The sequence below is a fragment of the Azospirillum sp. CT11-132 genome, assembly GCF_047302835.1.
Taxonomy (GTDB): domain Bacteria; phylum Pseudomonadota; class Alphaproteobacteria; order Azospirillales; family Azospirillaceae; genus Azospirillum.
In genome coordinates, this window is record NZ_JBGLZA010000003.1 from 1789424 (window position 1) to 1808284 (window position 18861).

General features: G+C 68.9%; 13 protein-coding genes. 4 read left to right on the forward strand and 9 right to left on the reverse strand.

Annotation, left to right across the window (positions count from 1 at the left end):
- Positions 1–125: 125 nt before the first annotated feature.
- On the forward strand, positions 126–1688 hold the full coding sequence (locus tag ACCD06_RS14320; protein WP_413341394.1) for a hypothetical protein: 1563 nt from the start codon (positions 126–128) through the stop codon (positions 1686–1688).
- Here the strand turns inward: ACCD06_RS14320 and ACCD06_RS14325 are convergent.
- From ACCD06_RS14325 to ACCD06_RS14340, 4 genes are all read right to left on the reverse strand, one after another.
- On the reverse strand, positions 1586–2695 hold the full coding sequence (locus ACCD06_RS14325) for an anhydro-N-acetylmuramic acid kinase (protein ID WP_413341396.1): 1110 nt from the start codon (positions 2693–2695) through the stop codon (positions 1586–1588). The two genes, ACCD06_RS14320 and ACCD06_RS14325, sit on opposite strands and share 103 nt — an antisense overlap.
- A 39-nt stretch (positions 2696–2734) precedes the next feature.
- Positions 2735–3598, reverse strand: a complete 864-nt coding sequence (locus tag ACCD06_RS14330; RefSeq protein WP_109157020.1) for a hypothetical protein — start codon at positions 3596–3598, stop codon at positions 2735–2737.
- Between the two features lie 216 nt (positions 3599–3814).
- Positions 3815–4279 carry a thioredoxin-dependent thiol peroxidase gene (bcp, locus tag ACCD06_RS14335; RefSeq protein WP_109150874.1) on the reverse strand — a complete coding sequence of 155 codons (465 nt, stop codon included), beginning with the start codon at positions 4277–4279 and terminating at the stop codon, positions 3815–3817.
- 44 nt (positions 4280–4323) lie between these two features.
- Positions 4324–7326 carry a bifunctional [glutamine synthetase] adenylyltransferase/[glutamine synthetase]-adenylyl-L-tyrosine phosphorylase gene (locus tag ACCD06_RS14340; protein WP_413341398.1) on the reverse strand — a complete coding sequence of 1001 codons (3003 nt, stop codon included), beginning with the start codon at positions 7324–7326 and terminating at the stop codon, positions 4324–4326.
- A 99-nt stretch (positions 7327–7425) separates the two neighbouring features.
- On the opposite strand from ACCD06_RS14340, the gene ACCD06_RS14345 reads away from it, so the two are divergent.
- The gene (locus ACCD06_RS14345; protein ID WP_413341399.1) at positions 7426–11142 is read left to right on the forward strand and encodes an AsmA-like C-terminal domain-containing protein; all 3717 of its coding nucleotides are present in this window, start codon (positions 7426–7428) and stop codon (positions 11140–11142) included.
- Between the two features lie 109 nt (positions 11143–11251).
- On the opposite strand, the gene leuC is transcribed toward ACCD06_RS14345, so the two are convergent.
- From leuC to ACCD06_RS14360, 3 genes are all read right to left on the reverse strand, one after another.
- The gene (leuC, locus tag ACCD06_RS14350; RefSeq protein ID WP_109157017.1) at positions 11252–12655 is read right to left on the reverse strand and encodes a 3-isopropylmalate dehydratase large subunit; all 1404 of its coding nucleotides are present in this window, start codon (positions 12653–12655) and stop codon (positions 11252–11254) included.
- 154 nt (positions 12656–12809) lie between these two features.
- Complete coding sequence (locus ACCD06_RS14355; RefSeq protein ID WP_109157016.1) at positions 12810–14228, reverse strand: FAD-binding oxidoreductase; 1419 nt, start codon at positions 14226–14228, stop codon at positions 12810–12812.
- Between the two features lie 111 nt (positions 14229–14339).
- Positions 14340–15335 (reverse strand): L-threonylcarbamoyladenylate synthase, encoded by a 996-nt coding sequence (locus tag ACCD06_RS14360; protein WP_109157015.1) that lies wholly within the window; start codon positions 15333–15335, stop codon positions 14340–14342.
- Between the two features lie 114 nt (positions 15336–15449).
- Between ACCD06_RS14360 and parA the strand changes: the two genes are divergently transcribed.
- Together parA and ACCD06_RS14370 are read left to right on the forward strand one after the other, a co-directional pair.
- Positions 15450–16094: a ParA family partition ATPase gene (gene parA, locus ACCD06_RS14365; RefSeq protein ID WP_109157047.1), complete on the forward strand. Its 645-nt coding sequence runs from the start codon at positions 15450–15452 to the stop codon at positions 16092–16094.
- 353 nt (positions 16095–16447) lie between these two features.
- Entirely contained in the window at positions 16448–17392 is a 945-nt protein-coding gene (locus ACCD06_RS14370; protein ID WP_413339775.1) for an IS110 family transposase, read from the forward strand.
- A gap of 164 nt (positions 17393–17556) precedes the next feature.
- Here ACCD06_RS14370 and bfr (ACCD06_RS14375) read toward each other — a convergent pair whose 3' ends face one another.
- Complete coding sequence (gene bfr, locus ACCD06_RS14375) at positions 17557–18036, reverse strand: bacterioferritin (RefSeq protein ID WP_109157014.1); 480 nt, start codon at positions 18034–18036, stop codon at positions 17557–17559.
- Positions 18037–18050: 14 nt separating this feature from the next.
- The gene (gene bfr, locus ACCD06_RS14380) at positions 18051–18533 is read right to left on the reverse strand and encodes a bacterioferritin (RefSeq protein WP_109150867.1); all 483 of its coding nucleotides are present in this window, start codon (positions 18531–18533) and stop codon (positions 18051–18053) included.
- Positions 18534–18861 lie beyond the last annotated feature (328 nt).

Genomic DNA, 18861 nt, shown 5'->3' on the forward strand with positions numbered 1-18861 from the left:
CCTGCCACCGGGGGTTATGCCGGAAGCGTCACCCGCAGCCCCGCCCCTACCACGCCCGACTCGTTGTGCATTGCAGCGGGGACGGCCATCCTCCGGTCATCCATCGCTATGGCCGGAAGGCGCCCATGCGCTTTTGGAACGCATCCTGGATTTCGCCGGCCCTGACGATCGTTCTGGCCGGCCTGCTGATCGGCGCACCGCTGCTGGTGCTGAACGGCTTCCCGCTGACCTTCGACGACACGCCGGGCTATCTGGAACCGGCTTTCAACATCCTGCACCGCGCCGCCCAGCCAGCCTGGACTCCCCCGCCGGACCAGTCGCCGCACGGTCCCGCCTCGGCCAACATCTTCTTCCTGCGGCCCTTCGGGTACATGCTGTTCCTGCTTCCCTTCGCCAGCGGCTGGGGCGTGTGGCTGATCCCGCTGGCCCAGGGGATCCTGGCGGCGGCGGTCCTGCGAGCGGCTTTGACTGCGGCGGGGGCGCCGGACCGGCCGGGGATATTCCTCGGCATCGCCGCGGTGCTGGGGCTGGCCACCAGCCTGTCGCTGCATGCGGCGACGATCATGCCGGATTTCCTCACCGGGCTGCTGATCCTGCTGGTCTATGTCGTCGTCGTCCGCTGGCAGGCGCTCAGCATGGTGCAGCGATCGCTGACCGTTGCGGCGCTCACCGGCATGATCGTGTCCCATCTCAGCCATCTGGCGATCCTGGGCGGGATGGTCGTCCTGCTCGCGCTTTGGGCGCTGTGGAAGGATCGCGGGATCCTCCGGCCGCTGGCTTTGGGAGTGCTGCTGCCGGTGGCGCTGGCGGCCGGGCTGCTGACCACCTCCAACAAGCTGACGGCCGGGCGGATGGTGCTGTCGGAAAGCTCCCCCGTCTTCCTGCTGGCCCGGCTGATCGGCGATGGTCCGGCCCGCGACTATCTGGCCGAGGCCTGCCGCACCCGCGACTATCTGCTGTGCGGCAGCCTGGACACGCTGGGACGCAGCGCGCCGGGCTACGTCGCCTCCGACTATTTCCTCTGGCATCCCAACGGTGCCCGACGCCGCTTCGGCGACCAACCGTGCTTCGTGGCCGAGGCGGCGGAGATCGCCCACAACACCATCGCCAGCCGCCCGGCCGCGGTTGCCGAGCATGGTCTCGCCAACGCCGTAAGCCAGTTCCTGAAGGTCCAGTCCGACGACACCCTGAACGACCCGGTCAAGCCGCTGACCCGCCGGCTGTTCAGCCGCTTCCCCGCGGCGGTCTATGCCGCCTTCGACCACTCGCTGCAGACGCAGCAGCGCTTCCCCCGCAGCGGGCTGGCGCTGGTCGAGGATCTGTCCCTGTCGCTCGGCGTGCTGGGGCTCGCCACGATGGGGCTGGGCCGCTGGCGGCGGGTCGGCGACCGGGTACGGATGCTGCTTCTGGTCATTGGGCTGGGGCTGGTGCTGAACGCCATCGTCACCGGCGGGCTGTCGGCGGTCCATGACCGCTATCAGAACCGCGTGATCTGGCTGGTGCCTTTCGCCGCCCTGGTACTGCTGGCGACGGCCCGCAGCCGCGACGCACTGCCCGCCGAACGGACGGGACGCACAGGGTCCGGTCAGCCGACCGGGTGGAACACACCGCCCGGCATGGGCACCGGCACGCCGGTGGTGGCCGGCAGGCTGAGCGGCAGCCCCAGCCGGCTACGCACCGCCAGATAGCCGAATGCCTGCGCCTCCAGCGCGTCGCCATCCCAGCCGACGAGATCGGCCGACTCGACGGGCACGCCCAGCCGGTCGGACAGCATCGCCATCAGCGTGGCATTGTGCCGCCCGCCGCCGCAGACCAGCCAGCGCACCGGCGCGGCCGGCAGATGGGGCACGATTCGGGCGACCGATTCGGCGGTGAAGGCGGTCAGGGTGGCGGCGCCGTCCTCCGGCGGCAAAGCCGCCACCGGCGCCGGATCGAAGGCGTCGCGGTCCAGCGACTTGGGCGCCGGACGGCCGAAATAGGGATGGGCCATCAGGGCTGCCAACGCCGCGCCATCCACCCGCCCCGCCGCCGCCAGCGCACCACCGGCATCAAAACGGCCGATCCCGTGGCGCAGCACCCAATCGTCGATCAGGGCGTTGCCCGGCCCGGTGTCGCAGGCGACGACGTCCGCCTCCCCGTCCGCCGATTCGGGGCCGATCCAGCTGACATTGGCGACGCCGCCGATGTTGAGGACGGCGAGCGGACGCGGCAGCCCATGCGCCAGCGCCCGGTGAAACAGTGGGACCAAAGGCGCCCCCTGCCCGCCTGCGGCAACGTCGGCGCTGCGGAAGTCGTTGACCACGGCGATGCCGGTCGCCGCGGCCAGCCGTGCGCCGTCGCCGATCTGACGGGTGATGCGCCGGTCCGGGTCATGGTGGATGGTGTGGCCGTGGAAGCCGATCAGCTCGACCGCCGCCGCCGCGACGCCCGCCTTGTCGAGCAGGCGGCGCACCGCGTCGGCATGGGCGTCGGTCAGGTCGCGCTCCACCGCCGCCACCGTCCCGTCGCTGTCTTTCCGTCCCAGGCAGCCGCGCAGACGGGCACGGAAGCCATCGTCATAGGGGATGGTCAGGAAGTCCAGCGCCTCCACCCGGTCGCGGCCGTCGGTGCGCAGCAAAGCGGCGTCGATGCCGTCCATCGAGGTGCCGCTCATCAGGCCGACGACCGTGCGCAGCCCGTTCTTCGCTTCCATCATCCGTTCCGCATCCCCTGTGACGATGCGGCGCAGTCTAGCTCAGCTGATCCAGAGCTGCAGCATCAGCCGCTCGCGGCTGACCGGCGGGGTGGCGCGGTGGTAGCAGGAGGTGTCCTCGATGAAGCCGGTGCCGGCCGGCCCCTCCACCACCAGGATGCGGTCGCGGGCGAAGCGGGTGAACAGCTCCTCGTCGCGGGCGTTGGCGGAACCCAGCAGCATGCGCAGCGACTTGCCGTGATGGCTGCCGCGGACCAGCGCATGCTCCCCCGCCCCCGGCCCGACATCGGTCAGGTAGAACTGCGCCGAGCAGAAATGGAAGTCGTGGACGTCGTAATGCCAGTCGATGGTCTGGCCCAGCTGGCGCCGCTCGTCGTCGGTGGCGTCGGTGACGAAGCTCCAGAACAGGCGCGGGATGATCTTGGTGGCGGGAAAGCCCAGGAACGCCCCGGCGCATTGCATCAGCAACGGATCACGGCAGACCCGGCGCACCGCCGGGCAGTCCAGCGGATCGGGGACAATGCCCATCACCGCGGGCGATCCATCCTCCAGCCGGCCCTTGCGGACGTTGTGGCGATAGAACACGCGGTCGTCGCGCAGCCGCCGCTGCAGGGGGGAGTGGGTGGCGAACTCCACCATCTCCTCCACCATCGCCCAAGGCAGATCGAAACCGAGCGCGATCGAGTCGCGCCGCAGATCGGCCAGCGCGCGGTCGATGGCCTGGCCGGGAAACAAGCTGACCGAAAGCGGAGGCAGGGATATGGGCGGGCCGGCCGGCGCCCGCTGACGCGACCGGGGAGACAGACGGCGCAGGGCACTGTAGCCGCGCCGCACCGATTCGAACCGGCCCAGCGCATAGTGAAGCTCTCCGGCGACGAGGCGCCGGGCAATGTTCGCAACGTTCATGGCGTGTGCATCCCTGGGGCAGCCGAAGGACCAAAACCGCGGTGGGTTGCGCGGCCTCTGGTGCCGGAATGCACGAAGTGTAGGCTTGTTTGGGGCGATTCTAAAAATACCCTTCGGGCGTAAATCCGCACGCCAGGGGAATAGCCGGGTCGGCAGGGCGCCCTTCCCGTCCGGTCCATACCGGGAGAAAAAGGCGCCCCACCTTCCCGTTGGAGGTTACAGCGCCTGCACGGCCTTCAAGACCGCGGCGACATGGCCGGTGACCTTCACCTTGCGCCAGACGTTGCGCACCACGCCGTCCTTGTCGATCAGGAAGGTGGCGCGGTCGATACCCATGTATTTGCGCCCGTACATGCTCTTTTCAACCCAGGTGCCATAGGCCTCGCACACGGCGCCGTCGGTGTCCGACGCCAGGGTGAAGGTCAGCTCGTGCTTGGCCTTGAACTTGTCGTGGCTGGCGACGCTGTCCTTGGAGACGCCGATCACCACCGCATCCACGGCGGAGAAGTCGGGCAGCTGGTCGCGGAAGCCGCAGGCCTCCGACGTGCAGCCCGACGTGTCGTCCTTCGGGTAGAAATACAGCACCACCGGCTTGCCGCGCAGGGCCGACAGCGTGACGCTGCCCCCGCCATCGGTCGGCATGGTGAAATCCGGGGCGGGCGATCCGACGTCTACGGTCATGGCTGCTCGAATGTCCTTCTTCTTGCCGGCGGCGAAGCGAGTTCTCAGGCCGGAGGCGTGTTGGGTGGGGCCAGACGGCCTGCCGGTTCCTCGACCAGGATCTTGAAATGACCATGGGCGCGGGCGGCGACGGCACGGATTCTGTGGTCCAGTTCCGGGAAGTCAACACCGCCAGGCTCACGCTCGTCAGGAAAGGCGGCGCGGACCAGCCCGGCCAGCAGGCTGGGCGACACCTGGTTGGGGTCGAGCACCCCGGCGGTGGTCAGCCGCAGGAAGCCCTGCACCCGCCGCCACAGCCGCAGCGTCGCCTCCAGATCCTCCGCCACCCCCGGGTCCAGCGCCCCCGTCCGGGCGGCGCATCCCAGCGCCTTGGCGGTGCCGATGTGCAGGATGTCCGGCCGCTCGTGCCCATGGCGCAGTTGCAGGTACTGGGCGATGAACTCGATGTCGATCAGGCCGCCGCGGGCGTATTTGACGTTCCAGACGTTGGTCGTCCCGAATTCCTTCTCGATTCGCCGCCGCATGTCGGCGACATCCCACAGCAGCCGGTCGGCATCGCGCGGGGCGGTCAGCACCGAGCGGATCGCCGCCGACACGCGGTCCGCCAGCGCCGGATCGCCACCAATCACCCGGGCGCGGGTCAGGGCCATATGCTCCCAGGTCCAGGCGTCGGTGGTCTGATACTTGAGGAAGGCGTCCAGCGAGGTGGCGAGCGGCCCGGCATTGCCCGACGGGCGCAGCCGCATGTCCACCTCGTAGAGCCGCCCGTCGCCCATCGGTGCGGTGATGGCGTTGGTCAGGCGCTGGGTCAGCTTGATGTAATATTCGTTGGGCGACAGCGGCTTGGTGCCGTCCGACAGACGCGGCCCTTCTCCGGGCGCCACGTCATAGATGACGATCAAGTCGATGTCCGACGTGATGGTCAGCTGCCGGCTGCCCAGCTTGCCCATCGCCACCACCACCCAGGCGCCGCCGGGAATGTGGCCGTGGCGCTGGGCGAACTCCTCCTCCACCCGGCGGGCGAGGTCGGGGACGACGATGTCGGCCAGATCGGCCAGGAAGGCGCCGCAGCGGTCGCCGTCGGTGATGCCGCGCAGGATATGCACCCCGGCGCGGAAGCGCTGGTCGTTGGTCCAGCGCCGCGACAGGGTAAGCGCATCCTCGAAATCACGAGCCGCCGCCATGACGCGGGCATGGTCGTCGGCCAGCCCGTCCTCCTTGCCCGGCAGCGGGTCGAAGAAGTCCGGCGACAGCACGGCATCCAACAGCGACGGGTTGCGCGACAGCGTCTTCGCCATCTGCGGCGCGATGCCCATGATCTCCGCCACCAGCTCCAAGAGCCAGGGATTGGCGACGAACAGGGAAAACAGCCCGACACCGGCCGGCAGCTTGCCCAGGAAGTCGTCGAAGTTCATCAGCGCCGAATCGGGCGCCGGCGTCTTGGCCAGCGCGCTCAGCAGGGCCGGCGTCAGCTCGGTCAGCAGTTCCCGCGCGCGACCCGACCGGGTGGCGCGGTAGCGGCCACGGTGCCAGGCCGACACCACGCTGATGACGCGCGCCGGATCGGCGAATCCCATGCCCGTCAGCGTCTCCACCGTGCCGGGGTCGGGGTCGGTGCCGGTGAAGACCAGATTCCCGGGACCGGACAGCGACGGCGCCTCCTCGAACAGCTCGGCATAGCGGTCCTCGACCTGCCCCAGCGTCGCCAGCAGCTCCGCCCGGAAGGCGGCGGGGTCGTCATAGCCGAGGAAGGTCGCCAGATGCGCCACCCCGGCATCGTCGGCGGGAATGCGGTGGGTCTGCTGGTCGTCGATCATCTGGATGCGGTGTTCGACACGACGCAGGAAATGATAGGCCCCGGCAAGCTCCTCCACCGTCTGCGGCGGCACCCGGCCGACGTCGCGCAGCGCCTCGTTCGCCATCAGGGTCGGGGCGATGCGCACGCGCGGGTCGCGCCCGCCGAAGATCAGCTGCTGGGTCTGGGCGAAGAATTCGATCTCGCGGATGCCGCCGCGGCCGACCTTGATGTCGTGGCCGTTGACCGTCACCTCGCGGTGGCCCTTGTGGGCGTTGATCTGGCGCTTGATCGAATGGATGTCCTGGATGGCGGCGAAATCCAGGTTGCGGCGCCAGACGAAGGGCTCCAGGAAGCGCAGGAAGGCGGCCCCCGCCTCCGGATCGCCGGCGATGGGGCGCGCCTTGATCATCGCCGCGCGTTCCCAGTTCTGCCCGACGCTGCCGTAATAAATTTCGGCTGCGGAGACGGAAACCGCCAGAGGCGTGGCACCGGGATCCGGCCTAAGCCGAAGGTCGGTGCGGAAGACGTAGCCGTCCTTGGTCCGTTCATCCATAATGCGGACAAGATCGCGTGCGAGCCTGATGAAGGTTCGCGCGAGGTTGTCCGGCTGGGGCGTCTGCACAACAGCGTCGTCGTACAGGACGATCAGGTCGATGTCGCTGGAATAGTTGAGTTCGCGCCCGCCAAGCTTACCCATGCCCAACACGATCAGGCCCGAACCGACCCACGGTCGCTGCGGATCCGGCAGCGTCAGCGTCCCCGCCTCCCCGGCGCGGCGCAGCAGGAAATTCGCGGCCAGCTGGACCCCCGTCTCCGCCAGCTCCGACAGCGCGCCGGTGACGCGGAACAGCGGCCACGCACCGGCGATGTCGGCCAGCGCGATCAGCAGCGCCGCCCGCCGCTTCGCCACCCGCAAGCCCGCCATCAGCCGGTCCATCGACTTTTCCTCGTCATGCTCGGCATGGAGGGCGGCGATCAGCGCGGCGAAGCTGTCGTCGAACCCGTCCTGCACCGTCCGGGCGACGAAGGGCAGCTCCCGCGTCAGGCTGTGGCCGAGATACGGGCTGTTGCCGCACACCGCCTCGATCAGCGCCCGGCCGGTTTCCGAATCGGCGAAGGCCTCCGCCCAGGCACGGGTCTCTGGCTCCGCCGCGGCGGCCTGCTGGCGCCAGCGCTCCATCCCCAGCGACGCCTGCGCGGCGTCGAAGGGCTTCGGCAAGGGGCTTGAGAACGCGATGGGGCTGGGCATGGCAACCGTCTTTCCTGCTCAAATCATGGGCAGAAAGCTGCACGTGTCGGGCGTGAAGGTCAATCGGACCAATTATCCTTCTTTTTCCGACGGTGACCGATGATCCGCCGCACCGCGAAGATCCTCGGCCTGACGCTGACCGGGGTCGGCGCCGTGGCGCTTGCGGCCGGCGGGCTGTTCGCGTGGCGGCTGTCGCAGGGGCCGATCGCGCTCGACCCGTTGATCCCCTATGTCGAGCAGGCGCTGAGCGACCGCGACGGCCGCTTCCACATCGACATCGGCGAACTGGTGCTGTCGCTGGAGGACGAGGACGGGCTTGAGAACACCGGCGGACGGCGTCTCGACCTGCGCGCCCGCCGGGTACAGGCGCTGAATGCCGGGGGGGCGGAGATGGCGGCGGTGCCGGAGATGGGCATCGGCTTCTCCATTCCGGCCCTGTTCCGCGGCACGCTGTCGCCGACGCGCCTGGATCTGGTCCGGCCGCGCCTGACCGTGCTGCGCCGCGCCGACGGCGGCCTCGCCTTCGACGTGCGGGCCGACGCCGAATCCGCCGGCAGATCCGACAATGCCGGCCCCGACCTGATGGACGAGGCGTTGGACAGCCTGCGCCGCCCGCCCGACATCGACCGGCCCCTTGGTCTGCTGCGCCGGCTGTCGGTGGTCGGTGCTGACCTGCGGGTCGAGAACCGCATGCTCGACCTGTCCTGGCACGCCACGCGCGCCGACATCGTGCTGACCCGCGACTCCCAGGGCGCCCAGGGCCGCGCCCGCGTCACGCTGGACCTCGGCAATACCGGCGGAACGGGGACGCCCCAGGCGGTGACCGTCGCCGCCACCGGCCATTACAGCATCGCCGACGCCACCACCGACCTGACCTTGTCCGTCGACGGGCTGGAACCGGCGGCGCTGGCGGAGGTCGGGCCGGCAATGGCGCCGCTGTCGGCGGTGAAGCTGCCGCTGTCCGGCACGGTCACGGCGCGGCTCGACCCGCGCTTCGAACCGATGACGGTCGATCTGAACCTGCGCGGCGGCAGCGGCAGCATCGCCCTTCCCGCCGCCCTGCGGCCGGAGCCGGTCGCGGTGCGGAGCCTGGAGCTGCGCGGCAGCCTGGACGTGCCGGGCCGGCGGCTGCGGATCGACGATCTGTCGCTGGACGCGGCGGATGGCGGCGAAGCGCTGGCCTTGAGCGGCCGGGGCGAGCTGGTGGAGACCGATGAGGGGCGCGACCTGCAGGCCGCCCTGTCGCTGACCGCCGGGGGCCGCACCGCCGGGCTGGAGCTGTCGGGACGGCAGGGGCCGGACAAGGGCGGCCGGGCGACCGCGCGGCTGACCGGTTTCACCCCCGCCGCCGTCGCCGGCCTCGCCCCGCTGCTGGCGCCGCTGAAGGCTGCCGACCTGCCGCTGTCGGGAACGGTGGAGGTCGCCTTCGACTCCTCGCTTCAGCCGACCGGCGGCAAGGCCGACATCGCCGCCGGGCGCGGGCATCTGCTTCGCCCGGACCTGTTCGAGGGGCCGCTGCCGATCGAGTCGGCGCGGCTGCGCCTGCATGGCGACCGCGACCGCGTCGAACTGGACGGGCTGAACGCGGTGCTGGGCGACGCCGGCGGGCCTCAGCCGAAGGTGGAGGCCAGCGGCACCGCGCTCCGCCAGGGCGACCGCATGGCGGTGGAGGCGCAGGCGGCTGCCCGCGGCGTGGCGCTGGACGAGCTGCACCGCTATTGGCCCACCGTCGCCGGCCCCAACGCGCGGGAATGGGTGACCCGGAACCTGTCGCATGGAACGGTGACGGAGGCGCGGGCGGAGGTGGACCTTTCGGTACCGCTCGACGGGTCGGGACCGCCCGAACAGACGCGCTTCCTCGCCACCATGGCCGGGCAGGACATCAGTGTCCGCTATTTCCACGACCTGACGCCGGTCACCGGCGCCGGGCTGGAGGCGACGACCGACGGCAAGACCTTCACCGTCCTGACCAAGGGCGGCCGGATCGCCGACCCGAAATCCGGCGACATCGAGGTCGGCGACGGCAAGGTGGTGATCGGCGGGCTGGACATCGGCAAGGAGACGATGGACATCCGCCTGCCGGTCCAGGGTCCGGTGCGCTCCATCCTGACCCTGATCGACATGCCGCCGCTGGGCTATCCGACCAAGCTGGAGATGGACCCGAAGCGCACCCAGGGCACCGCCGACGCGCAGCTGCATTTCGCCTTCCCCCTGCTGGCCGACCTGAAGGTGGAGCAGCTGGAGCTGGACGTCACCGGCAAGCTGCACAAGGTGGCGGTGGAGAAGGTCGCGGCCGGGCTGAACGCCACCGACGGCGAGCTGTCGCTGGCGCTCGACCTCAAGGCGATGCAGATCAAGGGCGCCACCAGGCTGGACGGCATTCCCGTCACCGTCGATTGGAACGAGTCCTTCGACAGCGCCGCCAAGGGTCCGCGCACCCGCATCGCCGTGAAGGGCGACGCCACCGCCGACGATCTGCGCGCCCACGGCATCGACCTGGAAGACCGGGTGCAGGGTCCCTTCGGCGCCGACATCCTGTTCACGGTGGACCGCAAGCACAAGCTGCTGCTGACCGGCAACCTGAACCTGGAGAAGACCCGGCTGTCGATCGAGGAACTGGGCTGGGCCAAGCCCCCCGGCAAGCCCGGCACCGGCAAGCTGACGCTGGAGTTCGACAAGGACCGCCCCACCCGCATCAGCAACCTGACCATCGACGCCGGCGGCCTGAAGAGCGTCACCAATCTGGAGCTGGCCGACGGCGGCAAGCGGGTGGCGCGGGTGCAGACCCCCAGCTTCAAGCTGGGCCAGACCGATCTGCGCGCTGACCTGACCGTGCTGCCTCCCGCCAAGCCGGGCGGTCCGTCCGGCGGCTATGCCGGCACCATCACCGGCGCCAGCCTGGATGCCCGCGGCCTGACCGGCAAGACGCCGTCCGGCGAGGGCGCCGTCGCGCCCCCGCCCAAGAAGCCGCCCTCCCCCACCGACGACGGCCGCAAGACGCCGCTGGACGTCACCATCAAGTTCGATTCGGTGGTGTTCGGCGAGGGCCGGCGGCTGCGGCAGGTCTCGGGAGCCATGCGGCGGAACGCCACCGCCTGGACCCTGCTGGACCTCACCGGCCGCAGCGAAGGCGGCGGCGTGTCGATGAAATGGCGGCCGGGTCCGCAGGGCATCTACGACCTCGCCATCACTGCCGACGATCTCGGCTCCGCCCTGCAGGCGATGGATCTGAACGACCGCATGCGCGGCGGCCGGCTGACCCTGACCGGCCGGTCGGCGGAGCCGCGGGCCGACGCCGCCATCGTCGGCAAGGCCGAGATCCGCGATTACACGCTGATCGACGTTCCTGCGCTGGCCCGCATCCTGAATGCCATCTCGCCATCAGGATTTGCTGAGCTGCTGGGCGGCGGCAAGGGCATCGCATTCGGCCGCATGGTGGCTGACTTCCGCAAGGAGGGCCGGCTGCTGAATCTTAAGGATCTGCGCACCTCGGGCTCGGCGCTCGGCCTGACGCTGGAGGGTCAGATCGATCTGGAAACGGAAACCGCCAACCTGCAGGGCACCATCGTCCCGGTCTATGGCCTGAACCGCCTGATCGGCCAGATCCCGCTGCTGGGCGACATCCTCAGCGGCGGCGAGGGTCAGGGCATCTTCTCCGCCACCTGGCATGTGCAGGGACCGCTGTCCGATCCCGACGTGTCGGTCAACCCGCTGGCGGTGCTGGCGCCGGGTTTCCTGCGCAACCTGTTCTTCCTGGGCGGCGACGGCACGCCGATGCCGGACACCAAGGCGCCGCCGGAGGCGCATACGCGCTGAGGCGGCAGCCCGCCGCACCAGTACCAAGCGTTGCTTCATGCAAAAGGGGCAGGATCGGGGGGAGAACCCCGAGCCTGCCCCTCCAGCAACTTTACCTTACAGTACAGTCTTACAGAGCGCGGACGTCGGCCAGATGGCCGGTCACCGCCGCCGCCACGGCCATCGCCGGGCTGACGAGGTGGGTGCGGCCGCCGCGGCCCTGACGGCCTTCGAAGTTGCGGTTGGAGGTCGAGGCGCTGCGCTCGCCCGGAGCCAGGCGGTCGGCATTCATCGCCAGGCACATGGAGCAGCCGGGCTCGCGCCACTCGAAGCCGGCCTCGGTGAAGATCTTGTCCAGACCCTCTTCCTCGGCCTGCTCCTTGACCAGACCCGAACCGGGGACCACCAGGGCGCGCACGCCCTCGGCGACCTTGCGGCCCTTGGCGACCTCGGCGGCGGCGCGCAGGTCTTCGATGCGGCCGTTGGTGCAGGAGCCGATGAAGACGGTGTCCACCTTCACCTCGGTCAGCGGCTGGCCGGGAGTCAGGCCCATGTAGGCGAGCGAGCGCTCGACGGCGGCGCGCTTGCCGGCATCGGCGATCTCGGCCGGGTTCGGCACGGTCGCGGTGATCGGCAGCACGTCTTCCGGGCTGGTGCCCCAGGTGACCTGCGGGACGATGTCGGCGGCGTTCAGCACGACGGTGGCGTCATAGACCGCGCCCTCGTCCGACGGCAGCGTCTTCCAGTACTGGACGGCCTGCTCCCAGGCGCCGGCCTTCGGAGCCAGGGCGCGGCCCTGGACGTAGGCGAAGGTCTTCTCGTCCGGGGCGATCAGGCCGGCGCGGGCGCCGCCTTCGATCGCCATGTTGCAGACGGTCATGCGGCCTTCCATCGACAGGTCGCGGATGGCTTCACCCGCGAATTCGATGACGTAGCCGGTGCCGCCGGCGGTGCCGATCTTGCCGATGATGGCCAGCACGATGTCCTTGGCGGTGACGCCCGGGTTCACCTTGCCGTCCACGCGGATCAGCATGTTCTTGGCCGGCTTCTGCAGCAGGGTCTGGGTGGCCAGCACATGCTCCACCTCCGACGTGCCGATGCCGAAGGCCAGCGCACCGAACGCACCGTGGGTGGCGGTGTGGCTGTCGCCGCAGACGATGGTGGCGCCGGGCAGGGTGAAGCCCTGTTCCGGACCGACGATGTGCACGATGCCCTGGCGGACGTCGTCCATCGGGAAATAGCGGACGCCGAAGTCGCGGGCGTTCTTGTCGAGCGTCTCCACCTGGATCCGGCTTTCCTCCTCGGTGATGCCCTTGGAGCGGTCGGTGGTGGGGACATTGTGGTCGGGCACGGCGAGAGTGGCTTCCGGACGCCGCACCTTGCGGCCGGCAACGCGCAGTCCTTCGAACGCCTGCGGGCTGGTCACTTCATGGACCAGATGACGGTCGATATAGAGGATGCAGGTGCCGTCGTCCTGGCGATGCACGACGTGGCTGTCCCAAATCTTGTCGAACAGAGTGCGCGGCTTGGACATCGGAAAAACTCTCTCTCGCGGTACGACAGGCGCAGAACAATCGGAGGCCGCACCATAGCCTTGTGTCGCGCCGGGGACAAGCGCGGCCATACGTCTTTCGCCGCAAGCCTGTCCCCCGCAATATTATGACGCGGGCGGCCGGTGAGGGGGGTGTTCAGGGAAGCATCTTGCCGGGGTTCAGCAGGCCCTTGGGGTCCAGCGTCGCCTTGATGGCGCGCAGCATGTCGAACTCCACCGGACCCTTGATGACCGGCATCTCGTCCTTCTTGAAGCGGCCGACGCCATGTTCGGCGGAGATCGAACCGTCGAGCTTGAAGATCACCTCGTTGACGACGTGGCAGATCTCGTCCCAGCGGTCGAGATAGGCCTTGGTGTCGGCGCCCTCGGGCTGGCTGAGGTTGAAGTGGATGTTGCCGTCGCCGACATGGCCGAAGGGGGTCGGGCGGATGCCGGGGCAGGCCTTCGCCACCGCGGCTTCGGCCAGTTCAATGAACTCGGCGACGCGGGAGACCGGGATCGACACGTCGTTCTTGATCGAGCCGCCTTCGAACTTCTGCGCTTCGACGATGGCCTCGCGGATGAACCACAGCTGCTTGGCCTGGGCGTCCGACTGGGCCAGCGTGGCGTCGGTCGCCAGCTCGGCCTCGAACGCCTCGCCCAGCGCGGTCTCCACCGTCTCCTGGAAGGCGTCGGACTGTGTGCCGGCGGTCAGCTCGGTCAGGACATACCAGGGCGACGGCTCCGACAGCGGGTCGATGGTGCCGGCGACGTGTTTCAGGGCGAAATCCAGGCAGCGGCGCGACATCAGCTCGAAAGCCGACACGGCATCGCCGGAGGCGGCGCGCAGGCGGGCCAGCAGCTCGATGGCGGCGGCGGGGCTCGGCACGGCGACGAAGGCGGTGATCGACTGGCGCGGGCGCGGGAACAGCTTCAGCACCGCGGCGGTGATGATGCCCAGCGTGCCTTCGGCGCCGACGAACAGGTTCTTCAGGTCGTAGCCGGTGTTGTTCTTGCGCAGCCGGCGCATGCCGTCCCAGACGCGGCCGTCGGCCAGAACCACCTCCAGCCCCAACACGAGGTCGCGGGTGTTGCCGTAGCGCAGGACGTTGATGCCGCCGGCGTTGGTGGAGATCAGGCCGCCGATCTGCGCCGTGCCCTCCGCCCCCAGGCTGAGCGGGAACAGGCGGTCGGCGTCGGCCGCGGCCTCCTGGATGCTGGTCAGCACCACGCCGGCCTCCACCGTCATGGTGTAGTTCAGCGTGTCGATGTCGCGGATGCGGTTCATGCGCGACAGGCTCAGCACGATCTCGCGCCCCTCCTCATACGGGATGGAGCCGCCGACGAGGCTGGTGTTGCCGCCCTGCGGGACGATGGGGATGCCGGCCTCGGCGCAGACCTTGACGACCGCCGCGACCTCCTCGGTGCTGGCCGGGCGGACCACCGCCGGGCTGTTGCCCTTGAAGCGCCCGCGCCACTCCGCAAGGTAGGGAGCCATGTCGGCGGCGTCGGTGAGGATGCCGGACGGGCCGACGATGGCGCGGATCTGGTCGAGGGCGGCGGCGATGTTGGTCATGGCGCTTGAGGTCCGGCAGGTGGAGGTGTCGCAATGAAACGCGACACTTCTACAATCTAGCCGCCCCCATTTCCATGCACCTGTTGCGCAGACCAGCCGCCACGGCAGGATTTAGCTGCGCGGGGCGGCGGCACGGCGCAGGCGGTCGTTGATCGCCATCCCGAGACCCACCTCCGGGATCGGCATCACGGCGATGCGCTTGGCGCCGCTCTGGTCCAGGCTGCGCAGGTGCGAGAACAGGTTGGCCGCCGCCTCGTTCAAGTCGCCTTCCAGGCTCAGGTTCAGGCGGGTGGTGCCGCCGAAGACGAAGCGGTCGGGGCCGAAGGTCAGGAAAGCCTCGTCCTCCTCAGCCGACGATGCGTTGAGGCGCACCGCCGCATTCGGGGCGTAGTGGCTTTCCAGCTGGCCGGGCGATTTCGGCGCCGTCGGGTCGCCGGCCGACAGGCGGATCGGGCCGATCAGCCGCTCCATCTCGTCGGGCAGCACGGCGCCGGGGCGCAGCAGCACGGCTTCCGGGCCGGTCAGGTCGATGACGGTGGACTCAAGGCCGACCATGCATTTGCCGCCGGTGACGATGGCGTCGACCCGGTCGCCCAGGCTTTCCAGCACATGATGCGGCGTGGTCGGGCTGACGGCGCCGGAGCGGTTGGCGCTGGGCGCGGCGATCGGCTTGCCGACGGCGCGCAGGATCGCTTGCGCCACCGGGTGGTTGGGCACGCGGATGGCGATGCTGTCCAGCCCGGCGCTGACCAGCAGCGACAGGGCGGAATTGGCCGGGCGCGGCACCACCATGGTCAGCGGGCCGGGCCAGAACTGCGTCGCCAGATCGTGGGCGCGGTCGTCGAACAGGCCCCAGGAGTGGGCGGCGACCAGATCGGGCACATGGACGATCAGCGGATTGAACTGCGGCCGGCCCTTGGCGGCGAATATGGCCGCCACGGCGCGGTCGTCGGTGGCGTCGGCGCCCAGGCCATAGACCGTCTCGGTCGGGAAGGCGACCAGACGGCCGGCGCGCAGCAGCTCGGCCGCGCGATTGATGCCGGCGGGGGTGGCCGGGATCAGCGCCGGGCGCTTCTCACCGGTATCGGGTGCGGAATGGTCGGTCACGGCGTCTTTCTAGCCAGTGCAGCACCGGTGTCAATTCGCGCGGTTGCACCGGTGCCATGCCCAAGGTTATGAGGGGGATGCGCAATCACCGAACACAACATGATGGGTGCGGGCATGACGGGCAAGGTCTTCACCGTGGCGCAGCAGAAAGGCGGCGCCGGCAAGACCACGCTGGCCGCCCACCTCGCCATCGCCTGGACTCAGCTCGGGTACAAGGTCGCCACCGTCGACATCGACCCGCAGGGCAGCCTGACCCGCTGGCACGCCGTGCGGGCCGAGGCGACCGGCGGGCAGCCCGGCTTCACCCATGTGCAGATCACCGGCTGGCGCACCCAGGCGGAGGTGGAGAAGCTGGCGCGCGCCCACGACATCGTGGTCATCGACAGCCCGCCCCATGCCCAGACCGAGGCGCGCATCGCCGTCCGTGCCGCCACGCTGGTGATCGCCCCGGTGCAGCCGAGCCCGATGGATTTGTGGGCGGTCCATCCGACCATCGATCTGGCGGCACAGGAGAAGCGCCGGCTGCTGCTGGTGCTGAACCGCGTGCCGCCACGCGCCCGCATCGCCGACGAACTGATCGCCAAGGTGCATGACCTGGTCGCCCCGCCGGCGGTGGAGCTGGCGGCGGCGCAGGTCGGCAATCGCACCGCCTATGCCGGCACGCTGATGACCGGCCTGTCGGTGACGGAGGCCGCGCGCAAGACGCAAGCGGCTGCGGAGATGCAGGCGCTGGCGGAGGAGATTTTGGGGCGGGTTTGAGGGGGCGCGACTATTGAGGGGAGTTAGACCCCCACCTAACCTCCCCCGCTGGGCGGGGGAGGGACTGCCGCTACTCTCCCGCACAAGCACCAGTCTCCTCCCCCGCCCAGCGGGGGAGGATTAAGGTGGGGGTCTAACGTCGCAAAGCTTCGACGCCCCAAACCCCCTTGTGTCGTGGGAAAGTCCTAAATTGATGCCCAGACGGCCCGCCATTGGCGGGCCGTCTGGGCTGACCGACCCCGCAATCACCTTGGCGGACAGGCCGTGACTGAGCTCGGAGGCGGTCAGCCCTTCCTTGAAGTCCGAACGGTTGCTTGGGCTCGAGCCCGCACCACAAGGAAGGAACAGCAAGGATGTCCACCATCGAGATGGCCGCTGGTATTGACTGCGGCAAGCGCTTTTTGGATGTGGCGGTTTCCGCCACCGGTGACACGATCCAAGTCGCCAACACGCCTTCTGGGCATCAGGAACTGGCGGCGTGGTTGGCTCATCGAGGGATCACGGATGTCGGCATCGAGGCCAGCGGCGGCTACGAGCGGCCGGTCCGTGATGCGTTGCGCGCGGCGAGCTTGTCGGTGCGGGTGTTTGATCCGGCACGCGTGCGTTTTTATGCAAAAGCCATGGGGCGGCGGGCCAAGAACGATACCATCGACGCCGCCCTGATCGCGGCCTTCACCGCCTCCGGGGCTGCGTCGACCGCCACGCCGGTGGATCCGACCCGCGAGGAATTGGCCGGCTTGGTAAAGGCGCGTCGTCTGCTCGTCGACAAGCGAGGCGATCTGCGCCGCGCCTTGATCTCCGCTCCGGCAGCAGCCAAAGCGGCGCTGGAAGAGGCCATTGACGCTTTGACCGAGGCGCTGACCACGCTGGAAGCCGCGATCGAGCGCACGCTCGCCACCGTGCCGGTGATGGCTGAAACCGTGGCTGCGCTCCAGACTGCTCCCGGGGTCGGACCGGTGGTGGCGATCGGCCTCGCCGCTTTGCTCCCGGAACTGGGCCACACGACCGGTCGGAAGGTCGCCGCCCTGGTCGGCGTTGCGCCCTTCGATCATGACAGCGGGCAAGCGCATGGCCGCCGTCGTATCGGTGGCGGCCGCCCCGATGTTCGGCGAATCCTCTACATGGCCGCCGCCGTCGCAGCCCTCCATACCACCGGCGTGATCGCCGACCACTATGCCCAACTGACCAAGCGCGGAAAGCCGCCGAAGTTGGCTCTCGTCGCCTGCATGCACAAGCTGATCGTCCGCCTCAACGCTATGCTCGCAAAGGGACGGACCTGGGAGATCAAAACCGCCTGACGATGCCGGCGGTCGGCGCTCGCCGCCGACCCCATGCCAAACCCAATGAACCGGGTGCGCGGACGGGTCAAGGCCGCAGCCGCCCGAAGGGCGGGCGCGCGTCCGCGCGAGCCTTGACGCGGAGCACATCCGGTTCAAGCACGTTTCGTCATTAAGACGGTTGCTCAGTCCTTGAACTCGCCCATCGCCGACTGGATGTAGTTCGGCAGGCCGATGTCGTCGATCAGGCTCAGCTGGGTTTCCAGATAGTCGATGCGCTCTTCCGACTCCTCCAGCAGTTCGGACAGCTCGTCGCGCGACACGTAGTCGGCCTTTTGCTCGCACACGGCGATGGCGTTGGCGATGCGGTCGCGGGCCTCGCGCTCGGCGGCGAGGTCGCTGGCCAGGATTTCCGGCACGTCCTCGCCGATGCGCAGCTTGCCGAGGTCCTGGAGGTTGGGGATCGCCTCGATGAACAGGATGCGTTCGATGATCTCGTCCGCGCTTTTCATCACCTCGATGGAGGCGTGATACTCCCACTTGCCCAGAGCCTTGACGCCCCAGTTCTTCAGCATGCGGGCGTGCAGGAAATACTGGTTGATCTGCGTCAGCTGGTCCTTCAGGACGATCTGCAGCTGGGCGATGACGTCGCTGTTGCCCTTCATGGTCCGTCCCCCTCTCAGCTCGGGAAGCCGCCCATGGCCGACTGCAGGTAATTCTGCACGCCGAGCATGTCGATCAGGCCAAGCTGCTGCTCCAGCCAGTGGGCATGGTCTTCTTCCGTGTCGACCAGCAGTTCCAGCAGGATGCGGCGGGTGTCGTAATCCTTCACCTGCTCGCAATAGGCGATTGCCTCCTTCAGGGCGGCCACCACCTCATATTCGAGGTTCAGGTCGTTCCGCATCATTTCCGGAACGGTCTTGCCGATGTGAATCGGGTCGCGGCTGGCGACGTCGGGCGTGCCTTCCAGGAACAGGATGCGGCGGATCAGCTTGTCGGCATGCTCAAGCTCCTCTTCCCGCTCGTGCGAGATGCGCTCGGCGAGCGCCTTGAGGCCCATGTCCTCCATGCTGCGCGCGTGGGACAGATACTGGTCGGCCGCGCTCAGCTCGCCGGTGAGCAGCTTGTTCAAACGGTCCAGGACCCCTTGATCGCCTTGCATGGTGGGATGCTCCTGAATGGATAATTTGTCGCACCTTGTCACAGACGAAGGACTCGCACAATAAAAATATCCCGCCGAAACAAAGATGTAGTTGATAGTCACTATCAATTGACGCAGGGGCGAACTGCCTAAAATACAGACAAGGCGGCAGGTCTGTCTTGCGAATCAATGTCAATTGCGACTGACGAGGAAACTTGCGAATTCCCAGGCTTCATTTGTGGGATTTGACTTGCGGCAGCGCAGCGATGCTTGAGCCGGAGAACAGGCCGACAGCGGCACCGGTTCCCCCACAGCGATCCGGCGGCGATCCGGCCGCCGCATTGAGGCA